Origin of the sequence: Kitasatospora sp. NPDC015120, from assembly GCF_043080305.1 — a bacterium.
In the GTDB taxonomy this organism is placed as follows: Bacteria; Actinomycetota; Actinomycetes; order Streptomycetales; family Streptomycetaceae; genus Kitasatospora.
Genome location: NZ_JBIBVJ010000004.1, coordinates 162,664 through 180,109, shown reverse-complemented (window position 1 = coordinate 180,109; position 17,446 = coordinate 162,664). Strand labels below are relative to the sequence as shown.

Genomic DNA, 17,446 nt, shown 5'->3' with positions numbered 1-17,446 from the left:
GGGGGCACGTGGGGCGATTGTGAGGAGCGCCCGAAACCCGCACGCCGAGGGCGCCCGCGCACACGCCGGGGCGTCCACTCCCCTGGAGGACGCCCTGTGGTCTCCCCGATCATCACTCCCGACGGCTCCCCGGTCCGGGGCCCGCTCGGGCTGCTCGCCAAGGCCGCCTGGCAGGTCCTGCTGGTCGCCGGACTCGTCTCGCTGGGCCTCGGGATCGTCGTGTTCGTGTGGCCGGAGGAGACGTTGCTGGTGGTCGGCGTGCTGTTCGGCCTCTATCTGCTGGTCATCGGCATCGTCCAGCTGGTCGCCGCGTTCGGCACGCACGCCGCCACCGCGATGCGGGTGCTGGCGTTCATCAGCGGCGCGATCTGCGTGCTGCTCGGCCTGCTCTGCTTCCGCAGCGCGGCGCAGTCGGTGCTGCTGCTCGCGATCTGGATCGGCATCGGCTGGCTGTTCCGGGGCATCACGCAGGTCGCCGCCGCCCTCTCGGACGAGGCGATGCCGGCCCGCGGCTGGCAGGCGTTCGCGGGCGCGGCGAACACGCTGGCCGGGGTGCTGCTGATGGTCTGGCCGGCCGGTTCGATCACCGCGTTGACCGTGCTGGCCGGCTGCTGGCTGGTGATCCTGGGGCTGATCGAGATCGTGACGGCGTTCCAGGTGCGGAGCACCGCCCGGCAGATCCCCTCCGGCGTCTGAGCCCGCCGGCCGGTCCTCAGGACCAGCGCGGCGCGTCCGTGCCCCAGCGCCCCGGCGGGCGGCTCCAGTCCGCCGGGGCGCCGTCGTACCCGACGGGCGGCAGCGCGTACCGGAGCCGGCCGTACGGCGCGTCCGTCTCGGTGAGCCACCGGGCGGGGTCGTAGCGCTCCTCGTCGGGCGGCAGGTGCGGGTCGGCGGTGGGGGCGATGCCGTGCAGCAGCCAGGAGGCCGTGCCGGCCAGGGAGTAGCGCAGGTGGCGCCCGCCGGGCCGGCCGGTGCGCTGCTCGGTGAGGGCGCGCAGCACGCCGGCCGCGACCAGGTAGCCGGTGCCGTGGTCGAGGGCCTGGGCGGGCAGGGCGCCGGGGCGGCCGTCGGCGCCGGCCTCGGTCGCGGCGATGCCGCAGCCGGCCTGGACCAGGCTGTCGAAGCCCCGCCGCCCGGCCCACGGGCCGCTCCAGCCCCAGGCGTTCAGCTCGGCGACGACCAGGCCCGGCCGGCGGGCGAGCAGGGCCCCGGCGGCCAGCCCGTACGCGTCGAGCGCGCCGGGGCGGTAGCCGGTGACCACGACGTCGGCGGTGGCGAGCAGGTCCTCGAAGGCGGCCCGCCCGGCGCCGTCGGCGAGGTCGAGGCGGGCGGAGCGCTTGCCGAAGCCGGTGTCGGCGTGGGCGTCGTCGGCCTCGGGCAGGCGCGGCGGGTCGAGGCGCAGCACCTCGGCGCCGAGCAGGGCGAGGGTGCGGGTGGCGACCGGGCCGGCGATCACCCGGGTGAGGTCGAGGACGCGGATCCCGGCGGCGGGCTGCCCGACGGAGGCGGGGGCGAGCGGGCGGGGCGCGGTCGTGTCGACGGCGCGGACGTCGACCAGCGGCAGCACGGTGTCCCGGACCGGCGCGACCGCGACGGCGAGCGCCCCCGCCGCGTACGCGCGCTCCTGGACGGCCGCGGCGGGGAGCTCGCGCAGCACGGCGGCGAGCCGTTCGGGCCCGGTGTCACCGGGCAGGCCGAGGGCGGTGAGCAGCCGGTCGCGGTGGTGGGGGTAGTTGGCGTGGGTGCGCAGCCAGCCGTCGGTGGTCGGCCAGAAGCCGGAGAGCGGCGCGAAGGAGACCGGGGCGCGGCCGTCGATCCGCAGGTGGCGCTCGCTGACGAAGGCCGTGGCGACGGCGCCCTGGTCGATCCGCACCCGGGGCACGGGGCCGCCGGAGCGCAGCGCGGCGAGTTCGGCGGCGGCCAGCGAGCAGGCGGCGACGGTGGCCCGGGCGAGGCGCCGGACGGGCAGCCGGGAGGGCAGCACGGCGTCGGGGCCGTGGAAGGAGACCCGCTCCAGCAGTTCGGCCGGTCCGCCGAGGGCGCGCCAGGCGTCGGCGGTGGGGAGGTCGGCCGCGGGGGCGCCCGGGGCGGGGAGGTCCGCGCCGGGGAGGCCGGCCGGCGGCGGAAGCCGGTCGTCGGGGCCGGACGGTGCGGGGAGCGGACGGTCGGTCATGCCGGCATTGTGCTCCGTGGGGTGGGTAGACGCAGTGACGTCCGCCACCACGCCCCCCAGGAGGAGCAGCATGACCGACTCCCGCCCCGGCCCGGCCTCCGCGATCCGGCGGCTCGACCTCGGCTACTTCGTCCGTCCGGCCGGGGAGGCCGGCAACCCGGAGCCCCGGGTGGAGCCGGTGCTGGCGTACCTGGTGCGCCGGCCGGAGGGGCTGCTGCTGTTCGACACCGGTCTCGGCGAGGGCGATCCGGAGGCGGACGCGCACTACCGCCCGGTGCGGCGGCCGTTGACGGCGGCGCTGGCGGCGGCGGGTGCGGCACCGGGCGACGTGGACGCGGTCGTCAACTGCCATCTGCACTTCGACCACTGCGGCGGCAACCCGCTGCTGGCGGGGGTGCCGGTGTGGACGCAGGCGGCGGAGCTGGCGGCGGCCCGGGCGGGCGGCTACACGATCGACGCGCTGGTGGACCCGCCGGGCGGGCGCCACCGGGAGCTGGACGGGGAGGCGCAGGTGTGGCCGGGTGTGCGGGTGGTGCCGACGCCCGGTCACACCGCCGGGCACCAGTCGCTGGTGGTGACCGGTCCGGAGGGCTGCACGGTGCTGGCCGGCCAGGCGTTCGACACGGCGTCCGCGTTCGGTGCGGCGGTGCTGGCGCGGCGGGCGGCCCGGGAGGGGGTGGTCGGCGCGCCGCTGCCCGGGTACCCGGCCTGGCTGGACCGGCTGGCGGAGTTCGGGCCGCGCCGGGTGCTGTTCGCCCATGACCACGCGGTCTGGGAGCCGGCCGCGCAGGGGTGAGCGGCCGGGACCGGGACGGGGTCAGAAGGTGAACCGGAGCGCGCGGATCCGGTGGTCGAAGCTGGAGGGGACGAACTCCGGTTCGCCGAGCGAGCGGACCTCGGGGAGCCGGGTGAACAGCTCCCGGTAGAGCACCTTCATCTCCTGGCGGGCGAGGTGCGCGCCGAGGCAGTAGTGCGGCCCGCCACCGCCGAAGCCGAGGTGGGGGTTGGGGCTGCGGGTGATGTCGAAGGCCTCGGGGTCGGCGAAGACGGTCTCGTCGCGGTTGGCGGAGCCGTAGTAGAGCACCACCTTCTCCCCCGCCCGCAGCAGCGGGCCGTCGGGGCCACCGAGCCGGTGGTCGACGGCCAGGGTGCGGCGGAACTGGATGATCGGGGTGGCGTGGCGGACGATCTCGTCGACCGCGCCGCCGAGGTGCCCGTCGAGGTCGCCGAGGAGCAGGGCGCGCTGGCCGGGGTGGGCGGTGAGCAGGTGCAGGCCGTGCGCGAGGGCGTTGCGGGTGGTCTCGACGCCGGCGACGAGCAGCAGGGAGAAGAAGGCGCCGAGTTCGCGGCCGGTGAGGCGGCGGCCGTCGACGTCGGCGGTGACCAGGGCGGAGATCAGGTCGTCGGTGGGCCGGCGGCGGCGTTCGCGGCCGAGGTCGGCGACCATGCCCTGCATCCGGGCCAGGGCCCGCAGTCCGCGGCCGGGCATCCGGATCCGCCGGAGCAGCGGGCGCCGGACGCCGGTGTGCTCGGAGGCGTGGTCGATCTGGTCGAGCACGGCGCGGCGGGGCTCCTCGGGGATGCCCATCATGTTGCAGATCACCCGGAAGGGGAGTTCGGCGGCGACCGCCTTGACGAAGTCCGCCGGGCGCTCGCGCTCGACGCGGTCGACCAGCTCGGCGGCGACCAGGCGGATGTCGTCCTCGACGCGGGAGATCAGGCGCGGGGTGAAGGCGCGGGAGACGATGCGGCGCAGCTGGGCGTGCCGGGGGTCGTCCAGGTTGACCATCGAGTCGCCGAACAGCAGGCGCACCCAGCGGGCCGGTTCGGGAGTGGTGACGCCGGGTCCGCTGAGGAAGACGGCGGGGTTGCGGCTGGCCTCGACGACGTCGGCGTGCCGGACGAGGGCGTGGAAGCCCGGGGCGTCGCCGAAGCGGGCCGGGGCGGGCAGACGGCGCAGCGCGGCGAAGGCGGCGGCGCGGTCCCGGTCGGGCAGCGCCCAGAACGCGGGGTCGGCGAGGTCGGCGTCGGGTGCCGGGGGCACGGCGGCCGCCGGTACGGTGCCGGCCCCGGGTGCGGTGCCGGCCTCGGGTGCGGTGGTGTCCATGTGGGGTCTGTCTCCTGTTGCCTGTCGCCTGTCGCCGTCGACGCCCCTCCTGTGTGTGCGCCGTCACATTCGGGGCGTCACATTCAGTACGTATCTGCACGGAGGTGTCAAACCGATATGACGGCATGAAGAGCATCTTCCGGGAGCAGTCCGGCACGCTGCGCACCGTGGTCACCCGCGCACCGTCAGGATCCGGCCACCGCACCGTCACCGCTCCCACCAGCGCCCCCACCGGCCCCGGGGCGGGGCGGTGCCCGAACGGCTTGCCCGGACGGAGCGCGCCCCGGATGCCCGGACCTGCCCCGGCAGGGGCGGAACCGGCCAATACCGGAGGGTGCGGTACAGGTCGGCGGAGGCGGGTGCGACGATGAGTGTCATCGTGATGACCGACCGGATCCGCTCGCTGCGCGCCGTGGTCTTCGCCGCGCTCTGCGTGGCGCTGGCCGCCACGGCGCACGTCGCCATGGCCGGTTCCGGGGTCTCGGCCCCGGTCCTGGCGGGCGCGTTCGGTCTCACCCTCGGCCTCACCTGGCTGCTGGCCGGCCGGCGCCGGGGGCTCACGGTGATCAGCTGCTGGATGGTGGCCGCGCAGACCGGGCTGCACCTGACGTTCGAACAGGCGGGCTCGCTGTTCGGGGGTGGCGGCCTCGCCGGCGCTCCGGCGACGGACTGGGCCTCGCTGCTGCTGTGCAATCCGGACGCGACGCCCACCGGGATGTCCTCGGACGACCTGGCGCTGATGGCCGGGCTGGACCCGGACGTGCCGCCGGCCGGCGCCACCGCCGTCGCCCACGCCCACGGGGCGGCGCCCGCCGCCGATCTCACGGCCGCCACGGGCACGCCGGTGCCGGGCTCCGGCTCCGCGGCCGCGTCCGGGATGGCCGGGCACGGGATGAGCGGGATGACCGGCATCACCGGAGCGGGCGGGTCGAGCGGGATGGGCGGCCACGACATGGCCGCGCACGGCATGTCCACCGGCATGATCACGGCGCACGTGGTCGCCGCGCTGGCCTGCGCGCTGCTGCTGTGGCGCGGCGAGACGGCACTGGTGCGGTTGTTCGAACTGCTCGGCGCGCTGGGCTCGGTGCTGGCGGGGGCGCTGCTGACGCCGCTGCTCGTGCTGTTCGCCCGTTCGGCCGGCTTCCGGCCGCCCGACGCGCCCAGACCCGTCGGCCACCGGGCCCGGCTGCCGCGGTCGGTGCTGCTCGCGCACGCCCTGGCCCGCCGCGGACCTCCCGCGGCCGCGTTCGCCCGCTGACGCGCCCGCCGCCCGCCGCGGACACCGCCGGTGTCCGCCGCGCGGCGGGCAGGTCGCCCCGCGCCGCAGTCGCGCCGCCGGGTACCGCCGCCCGCCCCCGGACGACCGCCGACCGACCGTGCTCCCCCGCCCTCCCGTGCCGTGCGCCGGGACGGCCGGGGCCGCCACGGACGGCCGGTGCGCCGGGACCGGGACAGCCGCCGGTGCCGACGGAGGCCACTGCCGCCGGGCCCGGGCCCGCGCGTGCCGACCGTCCCCGCCGCTGTGCCGGCCGGGGCCGGGAGCCGCGCGGCCGCCCTCCGACGCCGCCGGTGCCGCCCGCAGCGGCACCGCACCCGTCTTCCCCTCAGGACCTCTTCATGCCTGACTTCGACGGCGCACCGGCCTCGCCCGGCGCCACCGTCCTACCGCGTCCGACCGCCGTCCCCCTGCCCGGGACGGCCCTCTCCGGCTCCACCGTCCCCGACCCCGCCGGCGTTCTCCTCGCCGAGGCCCGCGATGCGCGCGAGGAGCCCGGCCGTCCACTGCGCCGACGGCCCGTCGGCGCCGTCCGCGAGCAGCGGGGTGCGCAGTCGCTCCGCCCGCTCCAGCCACTCCCGGCACACCGCGCACCGCGCGACGTGCTTGTCCAGCCGGCGGTCCGGCACACCGGCCGGTTCACCGTCGAGGCGGGCGGACAGAGCGGTACGGAGTTGCGCGCATCTCATATGACCATCGTCCCGCACCTTCTCCGAGCTGGGACCGACCGGGTGGGGGGCCGTCGTGGATGACGAGCAGCTGACCGCGCTCGCCCTGGCCGCCCGCGAGGGCCGGGCCGCCGACGTCGAGGCCTTCGTCCGGGCCACCCAGCGGGACGTGTGGCGGTTCGTCGCCCACCTCACCGACGTGCAGTCCGCCGACGACCTCGCCCAGGAGACCTTCCTGCGGGCCCTGCGCAGCCTGCCCGGGTTCGCCGGACGCTCCTCCGCCCGCACCTGGCTGCTGTCCATCGCCCGGCGGACCGTCATCGACCGCTACCGCACCGCCGCCGCCCGGCCGCGCTGCGCCGCCCTGCCGGACTGGCAGGAGGCCGCCGAACGGCAGGGCACCGCGCCCGCCGCGGGCTTCGAGGACGGTGTGGCGCTGGGCGACCTGCTGGACCGGGTGCCCGCCCAGCGGCGCGAGGCCTTCGTGCTCACCCAGGTCGTCGGGCTGAGCTACGCCGAGGCCGCCGAGGTGGCCGGCTGCCCGGTCGGCACCGTCCGCTCCCGGGTGGCCCGGGCGCGCGAGGAGCTGATAGCCCGGCTGCGGGCGGCCGAGGCCGGGGAGCCGGCACCGGCCTCGGCGGCCGAACTGGCGGCCGTCGGCTGAGGACCGCCGGGCGGACCCGCCCGCCGGCCCCCGCGCACCCCGGGGCCGGCGGGCGGCGCTCCGGACGGGCGGGCAAGATCGGCCACCGTCGTCATGATCCGGCCAAGCCGCAAAAATCCCCCACCTGTTCGGAACTGGGGCCCGCGTGCCTCCGACTGCTGTACCGGACGCCGCCGCCGAGGTGGCGTCCGGACAGCACGGGGGAACGGAGGATGACCCATGGCAACGCAGCAGTCGCCCGCGACCGGCACACCGGGTGACGACTCGGCCGGGGTGGCGGACCGGTGGAGTCTGGTCTTCGCCGCGGGCCTGATCTCCTTCGTCGCGATGCTCGACATGAACGTCGTCAACCTCGCGCTCACGGACATCGCGAACGCCCTCGACGTCTCGCCCACCACCGCCCAGTGGGCCGTGCTCGGCTACCAGCTCCCGCTGGTCGCCCTGCTGCTGCCCGCCGGGCGGTGGCTGGACCAGGTCGGCCTGCGGACCGCCCTGCTGCTGTCCGTCGGCTGCTTCGCGCTCTGCAGCGCGCTGGCCGCGGCGGCACCCTGGGCGAGCTGGCTGATCGCCGCCCGCCTCGCCCAGGGCGCGTTCGGCGCCGTGCTGTTCGTCCTGATGCCGGTCCTCGCCGCCACCGCCGTCCGCCCGGAGCTGCGCGGACGGGCGATGAGCGTGCCCGCCACCCTGGGCCCGCTCGGCGCGGTGCTCGGCCCGGTGATCGGCGGCCTGCTGCTGGACCACGTCGGCTGGCGGGCGATCTTCCTGGTCAAGCTGCCGATCTGCCTGGCCGCCTGGCTGATCGCCCACCGCGACGCCCCGCGCGGCGGCGGGCGGCTGCGGCTGCCCGACCGCGGTTCGCTCGGCGACGCCGCGCTGATCGGCTCGGCGATCGCCGCCGTGCTGCTCGGCCTCACCCTCGCCCCCGACGCCCCGCTGTGGCTGCTGCTCGCGCTGCCCTCGGTGCCGCTGGTGCTGTTCTGGCTGCGCCGCCCCGGCGGGCGCCCGGTCGCCACCGTGCTGCGCGCCTCCGGCACCGCCGCCGTGAACGGCTCGGTGCTGGCGCTCGCCGCCGGGTTCGCGGCCAACCACTTCCTGCTCGCCCAGTACCTGCGCCGGGAGGACGGCGAGAGCGCGACCGCCACCGCCGTCACCATGCTGGCGTTCCCGCTCGGCATGGTGGTGGCCGGCCGCTTCGGCGGACGGCTCGCGGACCGCTGGGGCGCCCGTCCGACCGCGCTCACCGGCGCCGCCGTGACCGCCCTCGGCCTGCTGCTGCTCGTCCCGGTGGACACCGGCTGGTCCTCGCCCGACATCGCCTGGCGGCTCCTGGTGGCCGGCGTCGGCATGGGCCTCAACGGCGGCCCGGTCCAGGCCCTGGTGATGACCTCGGCCCCGCCGGACCAGCTCGCCACCGCCGGCTCGGCCGTCCAGCTGTCACGCAGCCTCGGCTTCGCGCTCGGCCCCGCGCTGGCCACCGCCGCCACCCTGTACGGCACCACCGAGACGGCCGGCGTCCGGGCCGGCCTTGCCCTCGCCGCGACCGCCGCCGCCCTCGCCGTGGCCCTGCTGACCCTGCGCCGCCGCACCGACCGGGGCGCCGAGCCCACCGACCGCACCACCGGCACCGCCGAGAGCACCCCGGCGAACGAAGAGAACGACCGGACGATCGGCAGCCCGGCCTGACGCAGCGTCACGGCCGGGCCTGCACACCACAGATCCACACCGGAGGAACATCCGCAATGACCGACACCGTCCACGAGCCGACCGCGGCCGGCGAGGCCCCCGACGGGCCCCGCTGCCCGTTCGGCTACGACGAACTCCCCGACCCCGTGCCACTGTTCGGCCCGGAGTACAAGAGCGACCCCTACCCCCTGTACCGGCGGATGCGGGCGGCGGGCCCCGTCCACCGGGTGACCTTCCCGAGCGGCGTCGGCGCCTGGCTGGTCACCGGCTACAAGGCCGCCCACGAGACCCTCAACGACCCCCGGCTCGGCAAGAACCACGCACTCGGCAACGACAAGTGGCGCCGGCTCGCCTCGATCATGCCCGAGCCGCAGCACTCCCAGCTCCAGGTCCACCTGCTGCACCAGGACCCGCCGAAGCACACCACGATGCGCAAGCTCGTCCTGGAGGCCTTCTCACCGCGCCGGGTGGAGGCACTGCGCCCGCGCATCCAGGAGCTCGCCGACGCCCTGATCGACGAGCTGCCGCCGACCGCCCCGGCCGGGGGCAGCGACCTGGTGGCCGGTTTCGCGGCCCACTACCCCTTCCGGGTGCTGGCCGAGGTGATCGGCCTCCCGCAGGAGCTGGCGGTCAAGTTCGACCGCGACTGGGGCAAGGTGGTGCAACCGGTCGGTCCGCAGGACCCGGGCCGGCCGGCGTACGAGGGCCGGCTGCGCGGCCTGCAGACCTACATCGCCGACGTGGTCGCCCACAAGCGCGCCACCCACGACCCCGCCGGGCCGGGCGTGGACCTGCTCGGCCGGCTCGTCGCGGCCTGCGACGCCGGCGAGTTGAGCCCCGAGGAGCTCGACTCGATGGTGTTCCAGCTGCTGGTCGCCGGCCAGGAGCCGGTCACCAACCAGATCACCACCATGCTGATCACCCTGCTGCGCCACCCGGAGCAGCTCGACCGGCTGCGCGCCTCCCTCGACCCCGCGAACCCCGGCGCCGAGCCGGGCCTGCTCACCCGGGCGATCGAGGAACTGCTCCGCTACGACGGCGCGTTCGAGCTGACCACCTGGCGCTTCTTCGCCACCGACAGCGACCTGCACGGCACCACCGTCCCGGCCGGCGACTCGGTGATCGTCTCGCTCGGCGCCGCCAACCGGGACGAGGAGCAGTTCACGGACACCGACGTCCTGGACTTCGACCGCTCCCCCAACGCCCACCTGGCCTTCGGCCACGGCATCCACTTCTGCCCCGGCGCCGCCCTGGCCCGGGCCGAACTCCAGATCGCCATCGGCACCCTGCTCACCCGGCTGCCCGGGCTGCGGCCCTCGGCCGCCGACGACGAGCGCATCGACGCGCTCGCCTGGGTGCCCGCCGTCCTGGCCCGCGGGGTGAACCGGCTCCCGGTCGCCTACGACCGGCGGGTCTGAGCACCTGCGAAGGGCCGACCACGCCTCTCCCTGCACCCACCACAGCGTCCCGGCGAACACCGCCGGGGCGTGGCTCCGCCTGCCCGAAGCCCGTTCGACGTTCCATGGAGGACCACCATGCCGCGCGCCGGCACCGTCACCACCGACTCCAGCAACTCCCAGGCCGACAGCCACGAGAGCAACGTGACCACCGCGCACAGCACCACCGGGTACACCGTCCCCGACCAGCAGACCGTGACCCGGCTCTCGGCCGAGATCCTCGACCTGCTGCTGCCGCACCGCCGCGCCTCCGACCCCGAGGTCGACGCCGCGCCCGCCGACTTCCCGCTCCAGATGGAGCAGTTGGCGGACTTCATCACGGCCGGCGACCCGATCCTGTTCACCCTGCCGGGGTTCCCCTGCAAGTCCCCCAACCTCGCCAAGGTGCTCGGCCACCTGCCCGACGAGGGCGAGCGGCTCTCGCTCACCTTCCTCAACGGCCTCGCCCAGCAGATCGGCAAGATCTACGAGCCCGGGGCCAAGATCCTGATCTGCTCCGACGGCCACATCTTCGGTGACCTCATCCACGTCCCCGACGACCACATCGACCAGTACTCCGACGAGCTGTCCGCACTGATCGAGCGCGAGGGCCTGGCCCACCTCGACACCTTCGACCTGCGGGCCGTCCTCGGCGACCTGCCCTTCGACGAGAAGCGCGCCCGGGTGCACGCCCAGTACGCGCCGACCAAGGAGGAGCTGCGCGAGCAGGTGCTGACCGACGAGGAGACCGCCAAGCTCTATCGCGGCATCACCCGCTTCCTCACCGAGGACACCTTCGGCTGGACCGGCACCAAGTCCGCCCTGCAGAAGGACTGCCGCCAGCGTGCCTACGGCGTCATCCAGCGCAGCCGCGCCTGGGGCGACCTCATCGCCGAGCAGCACCCCCGCTCGTTCCGGCTCTCCATCCACCCGCAGAAGGTCGGCGTGCTGAAGTTCGGCATCCGGCTGCTGGAGCACGCGGACATGTGGATGACGCCGTGGCACTCCTCGGTGCTGCACCGCCAGGACGGCGGCTGGGAGCTGCTGCGCAGCGAGGAGGCCGCCAAGATCGGCCGGCTGGTCGAGCGCAACGGCCGTCCGAGCCACTACGAGACCTCCTGACGCTCGGGACAGCCCGGGGCGGCGGCGACCGGGAGTTCGGTGAACACCCGGTCCCCCGCCCCGGCCGGCAGCGCGACCGCCCCGGGGCCGCCGGCTCCGGGGGCGGTCACCGGTTCCGGCGCGCCGGCCGGCGTGCGGTGGTCGAACGCGATCAACGGGTCACCCGTCAAGGGGTGGTCGACCACCGCCGCCCGCACCCCGAACACCTCGGCGAGCAGCTCCGCGGTCAGCACCTCGCGCGGCTCCCCCGAGGCGACCAGCGTGCCGCGGTGCAGCACGTGCAGCCGGTCGCACACCGAGGCGGCCGCGTTCAGGTCGTGCAGCGCGACCAGCGTGGTGCGCCGTTGCCCGCGCAGCAGCGCCAGCAGCTCCACCTGGTGCCGGACGTCCAGGTGGTTGGTCGGCTCGTCCAGCACCAGGACGTCCGGCTGCTGGGCCAATGCCCGTGCCAGCAGCACCCGTTGGCGCTCGCCTCCGGAGAGCTGGGCGAACCGGCGGTCCGGCGCGTGCGCCATGCCGACCCGCTCCAGCGCCTCGGCGACCAGCCGGTGGTCCTCGGCGTCGTCCTTGGCGAACGCCCGCTTGTACGGGGTGCGGCCCATCGCGACCACCTCGCGGACGGTCAGCTCGAAGTCCCCGCCGCGCTCCTGCGGCAGTGCCCCGATGTGCCGGGCGGACTGCGCGGGGCTCAGCCCGGACAGCTCCCGCCCCGCCAGCAGCACCCGCCCCGCGCTCGGCCGCAGATGACGGTACACGGTGCGCAGCAGGCTGGACTTGCCACTGCCGTTGGGACCGACCAGGCCGGCGATCTCGCCCTCCTTGGCGACCAGGTGGACCCCGGCGACCACGGTCCGCCCGGCCAGGGCGACGCTCACGTCTTCGACGGCGATTCTCAATTCCGCTCCAGTCGTCGGTCCAGCAGGTAGAGCAGGGTGGGCGCGCCGAGCAGGGCGGTCACCACGCCGATCGGCACCTCCTGGCCGTCCAGCGCGGTGCGGGCGAGCAGGTCGACGACCACCAGCAGGACCGCGCCGGTGAGGGCGGACAGCGGCAGCAGCCGGCGGTGGTCGCCGCCGACCAGCATCCGGCACACGTGCGGAACCATCAGCCCGACGAAGCCGATCGCCCCGGAGACGGCGACCAGCACCCCGGTGAGCACGCTGGTGACGGCGAAGATCTCGCGGCGCAGCCGGGCCACGTCGACGCCGAGGCCGGCCGCCGTCTCGTCGCCCATCAGCATCGCGTTCAGCCCCCGGGCGCGGCCCTGGAGCAGGACCATGCCGAGGACCACGGCCACCGCGGGGACGGCGAGTTGGCCCCAGGTGGCCCCGCTCAGGCTGCCCATCAGCCAGAACAGCACGCCCCGGGTCTGCTGCTCGTCGCCGGTCTGCAGCACCAGGTAGCTGGTGAGGCCGGTGAGGAACTGGCCGATGCCGATGCCGGCCAGCACCAGGCGCAACGGGGAGAACCCGCCGCCGCGCCGGGCCAGCAGCCACACCAGCGAGAACGCGGCCAGCGCACCGAGGAAGGCCGCCACCGAGACGGTGATCCCGGCGATCCCCCCGATGGTCAGCTCCAGGCCCAGGCCGGAGCCGAGCACGATCACGCCGACCGCGCCGAGCGAGGCCCCGGAGGAGATGCCGAGCAGGAACGGGTCGGCGAGCGGATTGCGGACCAGCGCCTGCACGGCGGTGCCGACCACACCGAGCCCGGCACCCACCACGGCCGCCAGCAGGGCGCGGGGCACCCGCAGTTGCCAGACGATGAGGTCCCGGGTGCCGGCCGCCGCCCGCTGCCCGGTGATCCGGCGCCCGACCACCTCCCACACCTCGCCGGGCGGGATGTCCACCGCGCCGAGCGACACGGCGGCGGTCAGCGCCGCCACCAGGGCGGCGGCGAGCAGGGCGGCGAGCGGTCCGGCGGGCAGCGCCCGGACGCGTGTGCGCCGCACGGCGGTGCCCGTGGCACCGTCGTCGGCGGCTGCGGCGGCGGTGGTGGCCCCGGCCATCGGCTACTGCCCGTTCTTGACGAGCGCCGGGTGGAGCGCCGCGGCGATCTGCCGCACCGTGTCGGCGGTGCGGGTCCCGGCGATCGTGGTGACCTCGGAACCGATCCGCAGCAGGTGCCCCTCCTGCACGGCCTTCAGCCCCTGGGTGGCCGGGAACCCCTTGAGGAACGCCTCGGCCTCGTCGAACGCCTTGCGGTTCGCCTCCTCGCTGCCGCGGTTGCGCACCGCGAGCTGGATCCAGTCCGGGTTCTTGGCCACCACGTCCTCCCAGGAGACGGGCCGGAAGTCGGCGTCGCAGTCGGCGAACACGTTGTGAGCTCCGGCCAGGGTGATCACGGCGTTGGCGACCTGCTTGCCGCAGACGGCCATCGGTTGCTTTGTACCGGCGTCGAAGTCGAAGAGGAAGTACCCGGGACGCTGCGCCTCCGGTACGCCCGCGGTGGCGTTCTTGACGTCCGTGATCTGCTTCTCCATCGCACCGACCAGTTCCTCGGCCCGGGCGGCCGTCCCGGTGACCGCACCGAGGCGGCGGACGTCGTCCTCGACCGCGGCGAGGTCGGTGCGCGGCCCCTGGGCGGCCTTGGGGCCGGTGGCACAGGCCGTGGAGAGCAGCAGCACGTGCTGGATGCCGACCGCCTTGAGCTCCTCCTCGCTCGGCCCGGCGCCCGCCGCGCCCATCCCCGGCATCGGCCCGAAGGTGTCCACGTACAGATCGGCGCCGGAGCCGAGCAGCTTCTCCTTCGGGATCAGCGTGTCGCCCAGCACCGGCACCTTGGCGCCCCGGTCGGCGAGGGCGGCCGGCAGGCTGCCCTTCCCGGGCGGGAACCCGGTGCCGATGACCCGGTCGCCGGCGCCGAGCTGGAGCAGCATCTCCAGTCCGGCCGCGTCACTGGTGACGATCCGCTGCGGCGCCTGCTTGACGCTGGTCTCCTTGCCGGCGCAGTCGGCCACCTTGACCGGGAACGCGCCGCCGGCCCCCGCCTGCTGCGTGCTCCCGCCGCCCCCCGCAGCGTCCCCGCCCCCGTCACCGCCGCCGGAGCAGGCCGTCGCGAACAGGGCGACAGCGGCCGCGATACCGCAGAAGACGCGAGGACGCATCAGAAACTCTCCTGGTCAATGGTTGTGCTCGGGTCCGTGCGGTGAACCCGGACCAGTAGTCGGCCACTGTGCCCGGCCGGTTCCCGTGAGTTTGCCCGTACGGGCGGCATCCGGGAAGCGGTCGGGTGACGATGGGGTGACGGCCGGGGTGGTTAGGGTGGTGCGATGACGTCCCTCCACGCGCCCGGCGGTCCCCCGGTGGTCGACGACCTCGGGTCGGCGGTGCCGCTCGGCGCCGGGCCGGTGCGCCGGGTGGTGTCGCTGGTGCCCTCGCTCACCGAGGCGGTCGCCGCCACCGCACCCGGGCTGCTGGCCGGGGCCACCGACTGGTGCAGCCACCCCGCCGGCCTGGACGTGCCCCGGATCGGCGGCACCAAGAACCCGGACGTGGCCCGGATCGTGGCGCTCGCCCCGGACCTCGTGATCGCCAACGACGAGGAGAACCGCCGCCCCGACCTGGACGCCCTGCGGGCGGCCGGCCTGCCGGTCTGGGTCACCGACATCCGCACCCTCGACCAGGCGGTCCGCTCACTGGACCGGCTGCTCACCGCCGGCTGCGGCCTGCCCCGCCCGCCCTGGCTGGACGCCGCCGAGGCCGCCTGGGGCGCGGTCCGCCCGCTGCCCGGCCCGGCCCGCCGGGCGGTGGTGCCGATCTGGCGCCGTCCCTGGATGGTGCTCGGCCACGACACCTTCGCCGGCGACCTGCTGCGCCGCCTCGGACTGCACCTGCCGCACGCCGAGGACCCGGCCCGCCCGGAGCGCTACCCCGCCGTGCCGCTCCCCGACCTGCTCGCCTCCCGGCCGGAGTTGGTGGTCCTGCCCGACGAGCCCTACCGCTTCACCGCCGACGACGGCCCCGAGGCCTTCCCCGGCGTCCCGGCGGCCCTGGTCAGCGGCCGCCACCTCACCTGGTACGGACCGTCGCTGGTGGAGGCCCCGGCAGTGCTGGCGGCGCAGCTCGGGGCGGGGCGGGGGTGATCGGCCGTCGACCGTGATCCCTCGCACCGTGATTCCTCGCACCGTCATCCCTCGCACCGTGATCCCGGACCGTGCTTCCGGACCGCCGTGTCTGCGGGAGGGCCCCAGCGCCCGCGTCAGCGCGGGGCGACGGCCGGTTCGTCCAGGCTCAGGGTGCGGGCGGTCGCGTCGACGGTGGCACGGACGCCGAGCGGCAGGGGCAGGTTGGGGCCGGCGTGGCCGAGCTCCAGCCCGCCGAGCACCGGCAGCGGCCGGTCGCCGAGCACGTCGAGCACGACCTCGCGCAGCGACGGCGCCGGGGCGTCGTCCGCGCAGCCGGCCGTGGTGACCAGGTGCGGCACCCCGACGACCATCGCGGCGATCCGGTCGAGCACGCCGGACATCCGGAGCAGGTGGAGGTCCTGCCACACGGCGGAGAGCGGCCGCTCCACCTCCTCCCAGAACAGCACCGCCCCGTCGAAGCGTTCGGCGGGCAGCGCGTAGGGCGTCGCCTGGAGCGCGACCAGCCGCCCGAGCAGGCCGCCGAGCAGCGGTCCGGACGCCAGCCCCGGCCGCCAGCACTCCCGGCCGCCGCCGGGCGTGCGGAGTTCCGGGAGCGGCCCGAGCGGCGCCGCCGGATCGGTGAGGGCGCGGCGGTAGAGGCCGGCGAGCGTCGTGGCGGTCGGCGCGGGGGCGTCGTGCCAGGAGCCGCCGAGGCCGTAGGTCGCCATGTCGCCGTGCAGACCGGCCAGGCCGGTGCGGGCGTGCAGCGCGAGCAGGAGCAGCGAGACGTCGCTGCACCCGAGCACCGGCTTGGGATCGGCGCGCACGGCGTCGACGTCCACCCGGTCCAGCCAGCCGGCGGTGGCCTGCCCGCCGGTGTGCGCGACGACCGCCCGGACCTCGGGGTCGCGCAGCAGCCGGTTGAACTCCTCGGCCTGCGCGTCGGGCCCGTCCGCCGCCCACCAGCGGCGCCGCCCCGGCTCGGTCAGCGGTGTGCGGCGCACCCGGAAGCCCATGGCCGTGAGCGTGGCGACGCCGCGCTCCAGCAGCGGCGCGGCGTCGGCCTCCAGCGGTCCGGCGGGCGCCGCGACGGCGACGAGGTCGCCGGGGGCCAGGGCGCGGGGGCGCAGGACGTCGGGCACGGGCGGGCTCCGCTCGGTCGGGGTCGGTCGGGGTCGCCCGTCCGACCGGCCGACCCTCGCCGAGTCTCAACGGCCCGCGGGCGCCCGGCAATCGGGTTTCAGTGGGTGGACATGCGGAAGGCCCCGGGCGGCGCGGTCGGTGAACGACCGGGCCGCCCGGGGCCTTCCCGCGTGCGCGTCAGCCGCGTGCGGCGGCGACGGCGCCGCCGAGCGCCTCCTTGATGCGCGGCCCGAGGCGGGCGAAGCCGAGCTCCTTCATCGCCGCGCGCAGCAGCTCCTCGTCACTCCGCTCGACCCCGTCGCCGTCGACCCAGCGCACGATCGCGAGCAGTTCCTCCGCCGAGTACGCGGTCACCGGCCGCCCCGGCGTGAAGTCCGGCTTCTCCGGCCGCCCACCGACCGCGGGGGCGGGGGCGGGCTCGGCGGCCGGGGACTCGGTGACCGGCTCCGTCACAACGGCCTCGACGACCTCGGCAGCGACCTCGGCAACCGGCTCGGCCGACGCTTCGACGGCGGCCTCAGCCTCGACGGCCACCTCAGCCACCGGCTCGGCCTCGGGCGCAACCTCCGCCTTCGCGGCGGGCTCCGGCTCCACCTCGGCGGGAGCGGTCACCGGCTCGGCCGACTCCTCGACCGGGGCTTCCGCAGCAGCCTCGACAGCAACCTCGGCCTCGACCGGCGCCTTGGCCACCGGCTCCGCACCGACCGCGACGGCAACCTCGGTAACCTCGACGTCGGGCTCGGCCGACTCCTCTACGACGGCCTTCGGCTCCACCTCGACAGCAGAAACCACCGCCTCGGCCGACTCCTCGACCGCGGTCTCCGCCACCGGCTCCGCAACAACCTCGCCAGCAGCCTCGACGACGGCCTCGCTCTCGACCACCACCTCAGCCACCGGCTCGACCTCGGCCGCAACCCCCGCCTTCGCGGCGGGCTCCGACTCCACCTCGACAGCAGAAACCACCGACTCGGCCGACTCCTCGACCGGGGCCTCCGCCACCGGCTCCGCAACAACCTCGCCAGCAGCCTCGACGACGGCCTCGCTCTCGACCACCACCTCAGCCACCGGCTCGACCTCGGCCGCAACCCCCGCCTTCGCGGCGGGCTCC

General features: G+C 76.0%; 16 protein-coding genes. 8 read left to right on the top strand and 8 right to left on the bottom strand.

Annotated elements, in window-relative coordinates; all coding sequences use genetic code 11:
* Nucleotides 1-96: 96 nt before the first annotated feature.
* On the top strand, nt 97-696 hold the full coding sequence (locus ACF1AK_RS12470) for an HdeD family acid-resistance protein (RefSeq protein WP_391498755.1): 600 nt from the start codon (nt 97-99) through the stop codon (nt 694-696).
* A 16-nt stretch (nt 697-712) separates the two neighbouring features.
* Here ACF1AK_RS12470 and ACF1AK_RS12465 read toward each other — a convergent pair whose 3' ends face one another.
* Entirely contained in the window at nt 713-2,173 is a 1,461-nt protein-coding gene (locus ACF1AK_RS12465) for a CoA transferase (protein ID WP_391498754.1), read from the bottom strand.
* Nucleotides 2,174-2,243: 70 nt separating this feature from the next.
* On the opposite strand from ACF1AK_RS12465, the gene ACF1AK_RS12460 reads away from it, so the two are divergent.
* A complete protein-coding gene (locus tag ACF1AK_RS12460; RefSeq protein ID WP_391498753.1) occupies nt 2,244-2,969 on the top strand; it encodes an MBL fold metallo-hydrolase in 726 nt (241 codons plus the stop codon).
* 21 nt (nt 2,970-2,990) lie between these two features.
* On the opposite strand, the gene ACF1AK_RS12455 is transcribed toward ACF1AK_RS12460, so the two are convergent.
* On the bottom strand, nt 2,991-4,280 hold the full coding sequence (locus ACF1AK_RS12455; protein WP_391498752.1) for a cytochrome P450: 1,290 nt from the start codon (nt 4,278-4,280) through the stop codon (nt 2,991-2,993).
* Nucleotides 4,281-4,647: 367 nt separating this feature from the next.
* Here ACF1AK_RS12455 and ACF1AK_RS12450 point away from each other — a divergent pair, with 367 nt between their 5' ends.
* The gene (locus ACF1AK_RS12450) at nt 4,648-5,538 is read left to right on the top strand and encodes a hypothetical protein (RefSeq protein WP_391498751.1); all 891 of its coding nucleotides are present in this window, start codon (nt 4,648-4,650) and stop codon (nt 5,536-5,538) included.
* 404 nt (nt 5,539-5,942) lie between these two features.
* Here the strand turns inward: ACF1AK_RS12450 and ACF1AK_RS12445 are convergent, their stop codons facing one another.
* Entirely contained in the window at nt 5,943-6,245 is a 303-nt protein-coding gene (locus ACF1AK_RS12445) for a zf-HC2 domain-containing protein (RefSeq protein ID WP_391498750.1), read from the bottom strand.
* 55 nt (nt 6,246-6,300) lie between these two features.
* Here ACF1AK_RS12445 and ACF1AK_RS12440 point away from each other — a divergent pair, with 55 nt between their 5' ends.
* The 4 genes from ACF1AK_RS12440 (at nt 6,301) to ACF1AK_RS12425 (ending at nt 11,129) form a co-directional block, all read left to right on the top strand.
* Entirely contained in the window at nt 6,301-6,888 is a 588-nt protein-coding gene (locus ACF1AK_RS12440; RefSeq protein WP_391498749.1) for a sigma-70 family RNA polymerase sigma factor, read from the top strand.
* 219 nt (nt 6,889-7,107) lie between these two features.
* A complete protein-coding gene (locus ACF1AK_RS12435) occupies nt 7,108-8,571 on the top strand; it encodes an MFS transporter (protein ID WP_391498748.1) in 1,464 nt (487 codons plus the stop codon).
* 56 nt (nt 8,572-8,627) lie between these two features.
* Nucleotides 8,628-9,989 carry a cytochrome P450 gene (locus ACF1AK_RS12430; protein WP_391498747.1) on the top strand — a complete coding sequence of 454 codons (1,362 nt, stop codon included), beginning with the start codon at nt 8,628-8,630 and terminating at the stop codon, nt 9,987-9,989.
* 117 nt (nt 9,990-10,106) lie between these two features.
* Nucleotides 10,107-11,129 (top strand): L-tyrosine/L-tryptophan isonitrile synthase family protein, encoded by a 1,023-nt coding sequence (locus tag ACF1AK_RS12425; protein ID WP_391498746.1) that lies wholly within the window; start codon nt 10,107-10,109, stop codon nt 11,127-11,129.
* Here ACF1AK_RS12425 and ACF1AK_RS12420 read toward each other — a convergent pair.
* From ACF1AK_RS12420 to ACF1AK_RS12410, 3 genes are read right to left on the bottom strand one after another with little or no spacing between them, the layout of a single operon-like run.
* On the bottom strand, nt 11,114-12,025 hold the full coding sequence (locus tag ACF1AK_RS12420) for an ABC transporter ATP-binding protein (RefSeq protein WP_391498745.1): 912 nt from the start codon (nt 12,023-12,025) through the stop codon (nt 11,114-11,116). The two genes, ACF1AK_RS12425 and ACF1AK_RS12420, sit on opposite strands and share 16 nt — an antisense overlap.
* Nucleotides 12,022-13,137: a FecCD family ABC transporter permease gene (locus ACF1AK_RS12415; protein WP_391498744.1), complete on the bottom strand. Its 1,116-nt coding sequence runs from the start codon at nt 13,135-13,137 to the stop codon at nt 12,022-12,024. The genes ACF1AK_RS12420 and ACF1AK_RS12415 overlap by 4 nt, the downstream gene beginning before the upstream one ends.
* A 3-nt stretch (nt 13,138-13,140) precedes the next feature.
* Entirely contained in the window at nt 13,141-14,235 is a 1,095-nt protein-coding gene (locus ACF1AK_RS12410; protein ID WP_391498743.1) for an ABC transporter substrate-binding protein, read from the bottom strand.
* A gap of 165 nt (nt 14,236-14,400) precedes the next feature.
* Between ACF1AK_RS12410 and ACF1AK_RS12405 the strand changes: the two genes are divergently transcribed.
* Entirely contained in the window at nt 14,401-15,213 is an 813-nt protein-coding gene (locus ACF1AK_RS12405; RefSeq protein ID WP_391498742.1) for a helical backbone metal receptor, read from the top strand.
* 116 nt (nt 15,214-15,329) lie between these two features.
* Here the strand turns inward: ACF1AK_RS12405 and ACF1AK_RS12400 are convergent, their stop codons facing one another.
* Nucleotides 15,330-16,337 (bottom strand): LD-carboxypeptidase, encoded by a 1,008-nt coding sequence (locus ACF1AK_RS12400; RefSeq protein WP_391498741.1) that lies wholly within the window; start codon nt 16,335-16,337, stop codon nt 15,330-15,332.
* Between the two features lie 178 nt (nt 16,338-16,515).
* Nucleotides 16,516-17,446 (bottom strand): hypothetical protein (locus tag ACF1AK_RS12395; RefSeq protein ID WP_391498740.1); only part of this gene is annotated, 931 nt, incomplete at its 5' end.

Coding starts and splice junctions, on each gene's coding strand:
- ACF1AK_RS12465 (WP_391498754.1), bottom strand. CDS start 2,173: ATGACCGACCGTCCGCTCCCCGCACCGTCCGGCCCCGACGACCGGCTT.
- ACF1AK_RS12460 (WP_391498753.1), top strand. CDS start 2,244: ATGACCGACTCCCGCCCCGGCCCGGCCTCCGCGATCCGGCGGCTCGAC.
- ACF1AK_RS12455 (WP_391498752.1), bottom strand. CDS start 4,280: ATGGACACCACCGCACCCGAGGCCGGCACCGCACCCGGGGCCGGCACC.
- ACF1AK_RS12450 (WP_391498751.1), top strand. CDS start 4,648: ATGAGTGTCATCGTGATGACCGACCGGATCCGCTCGCTGCGCGCCGTG.
- ACF1AK_RS12445 (WP_391498750.1), bottom strand. CDS start 6,245: ATGAGATGCGCGCAACTCCGTACCGCTCTGTCCGCCCGCCTCGACGGT.
- ACF1AK_RS12435 (WP_391498748.1), top strand. CDS start 7,108: ATGGCAACGCAGCAGTCGCCCGCGACCGGCACACCGGGTGACGACTCG.
- ACF1AK_RS12430 (WP_391498747.1), top strand. CDS start 8,628: ATGACCGACACCGTCCACGAGCCGACCGCGGCCGGCGAGGCCCCCGAC.
- ACF1AK_RS12425 (WP_391498746.1), top strand. CDS start 10,107: ATGCCGCGCGCCGGCACCGTCACCACCGACTCCAGCAACTCCCAGGCC.
- ACF1AK_RS12415 (WP_391498744.1), bottom strand. CDS start 13,137: ATGGCCGGGGCCACCACCGCCGCCGCAGCCGCCGACGACGGTGCCACG.
- ACF1AK_RS12410 (WP_391498743.1), bottom strand. CDS start 14,235: ATGCGTCCTCGCGTCTTCTGCGGTATCGCGGCCGCTGTCGCCCTGTTC.
- ACF1AK_RS12405 (WP_391498742.1), top strand. CDS start 14,401: ATGACGTCCCTCCACGCGCCCGGCGGTCCCCCGGTGGTCGACGACCTC.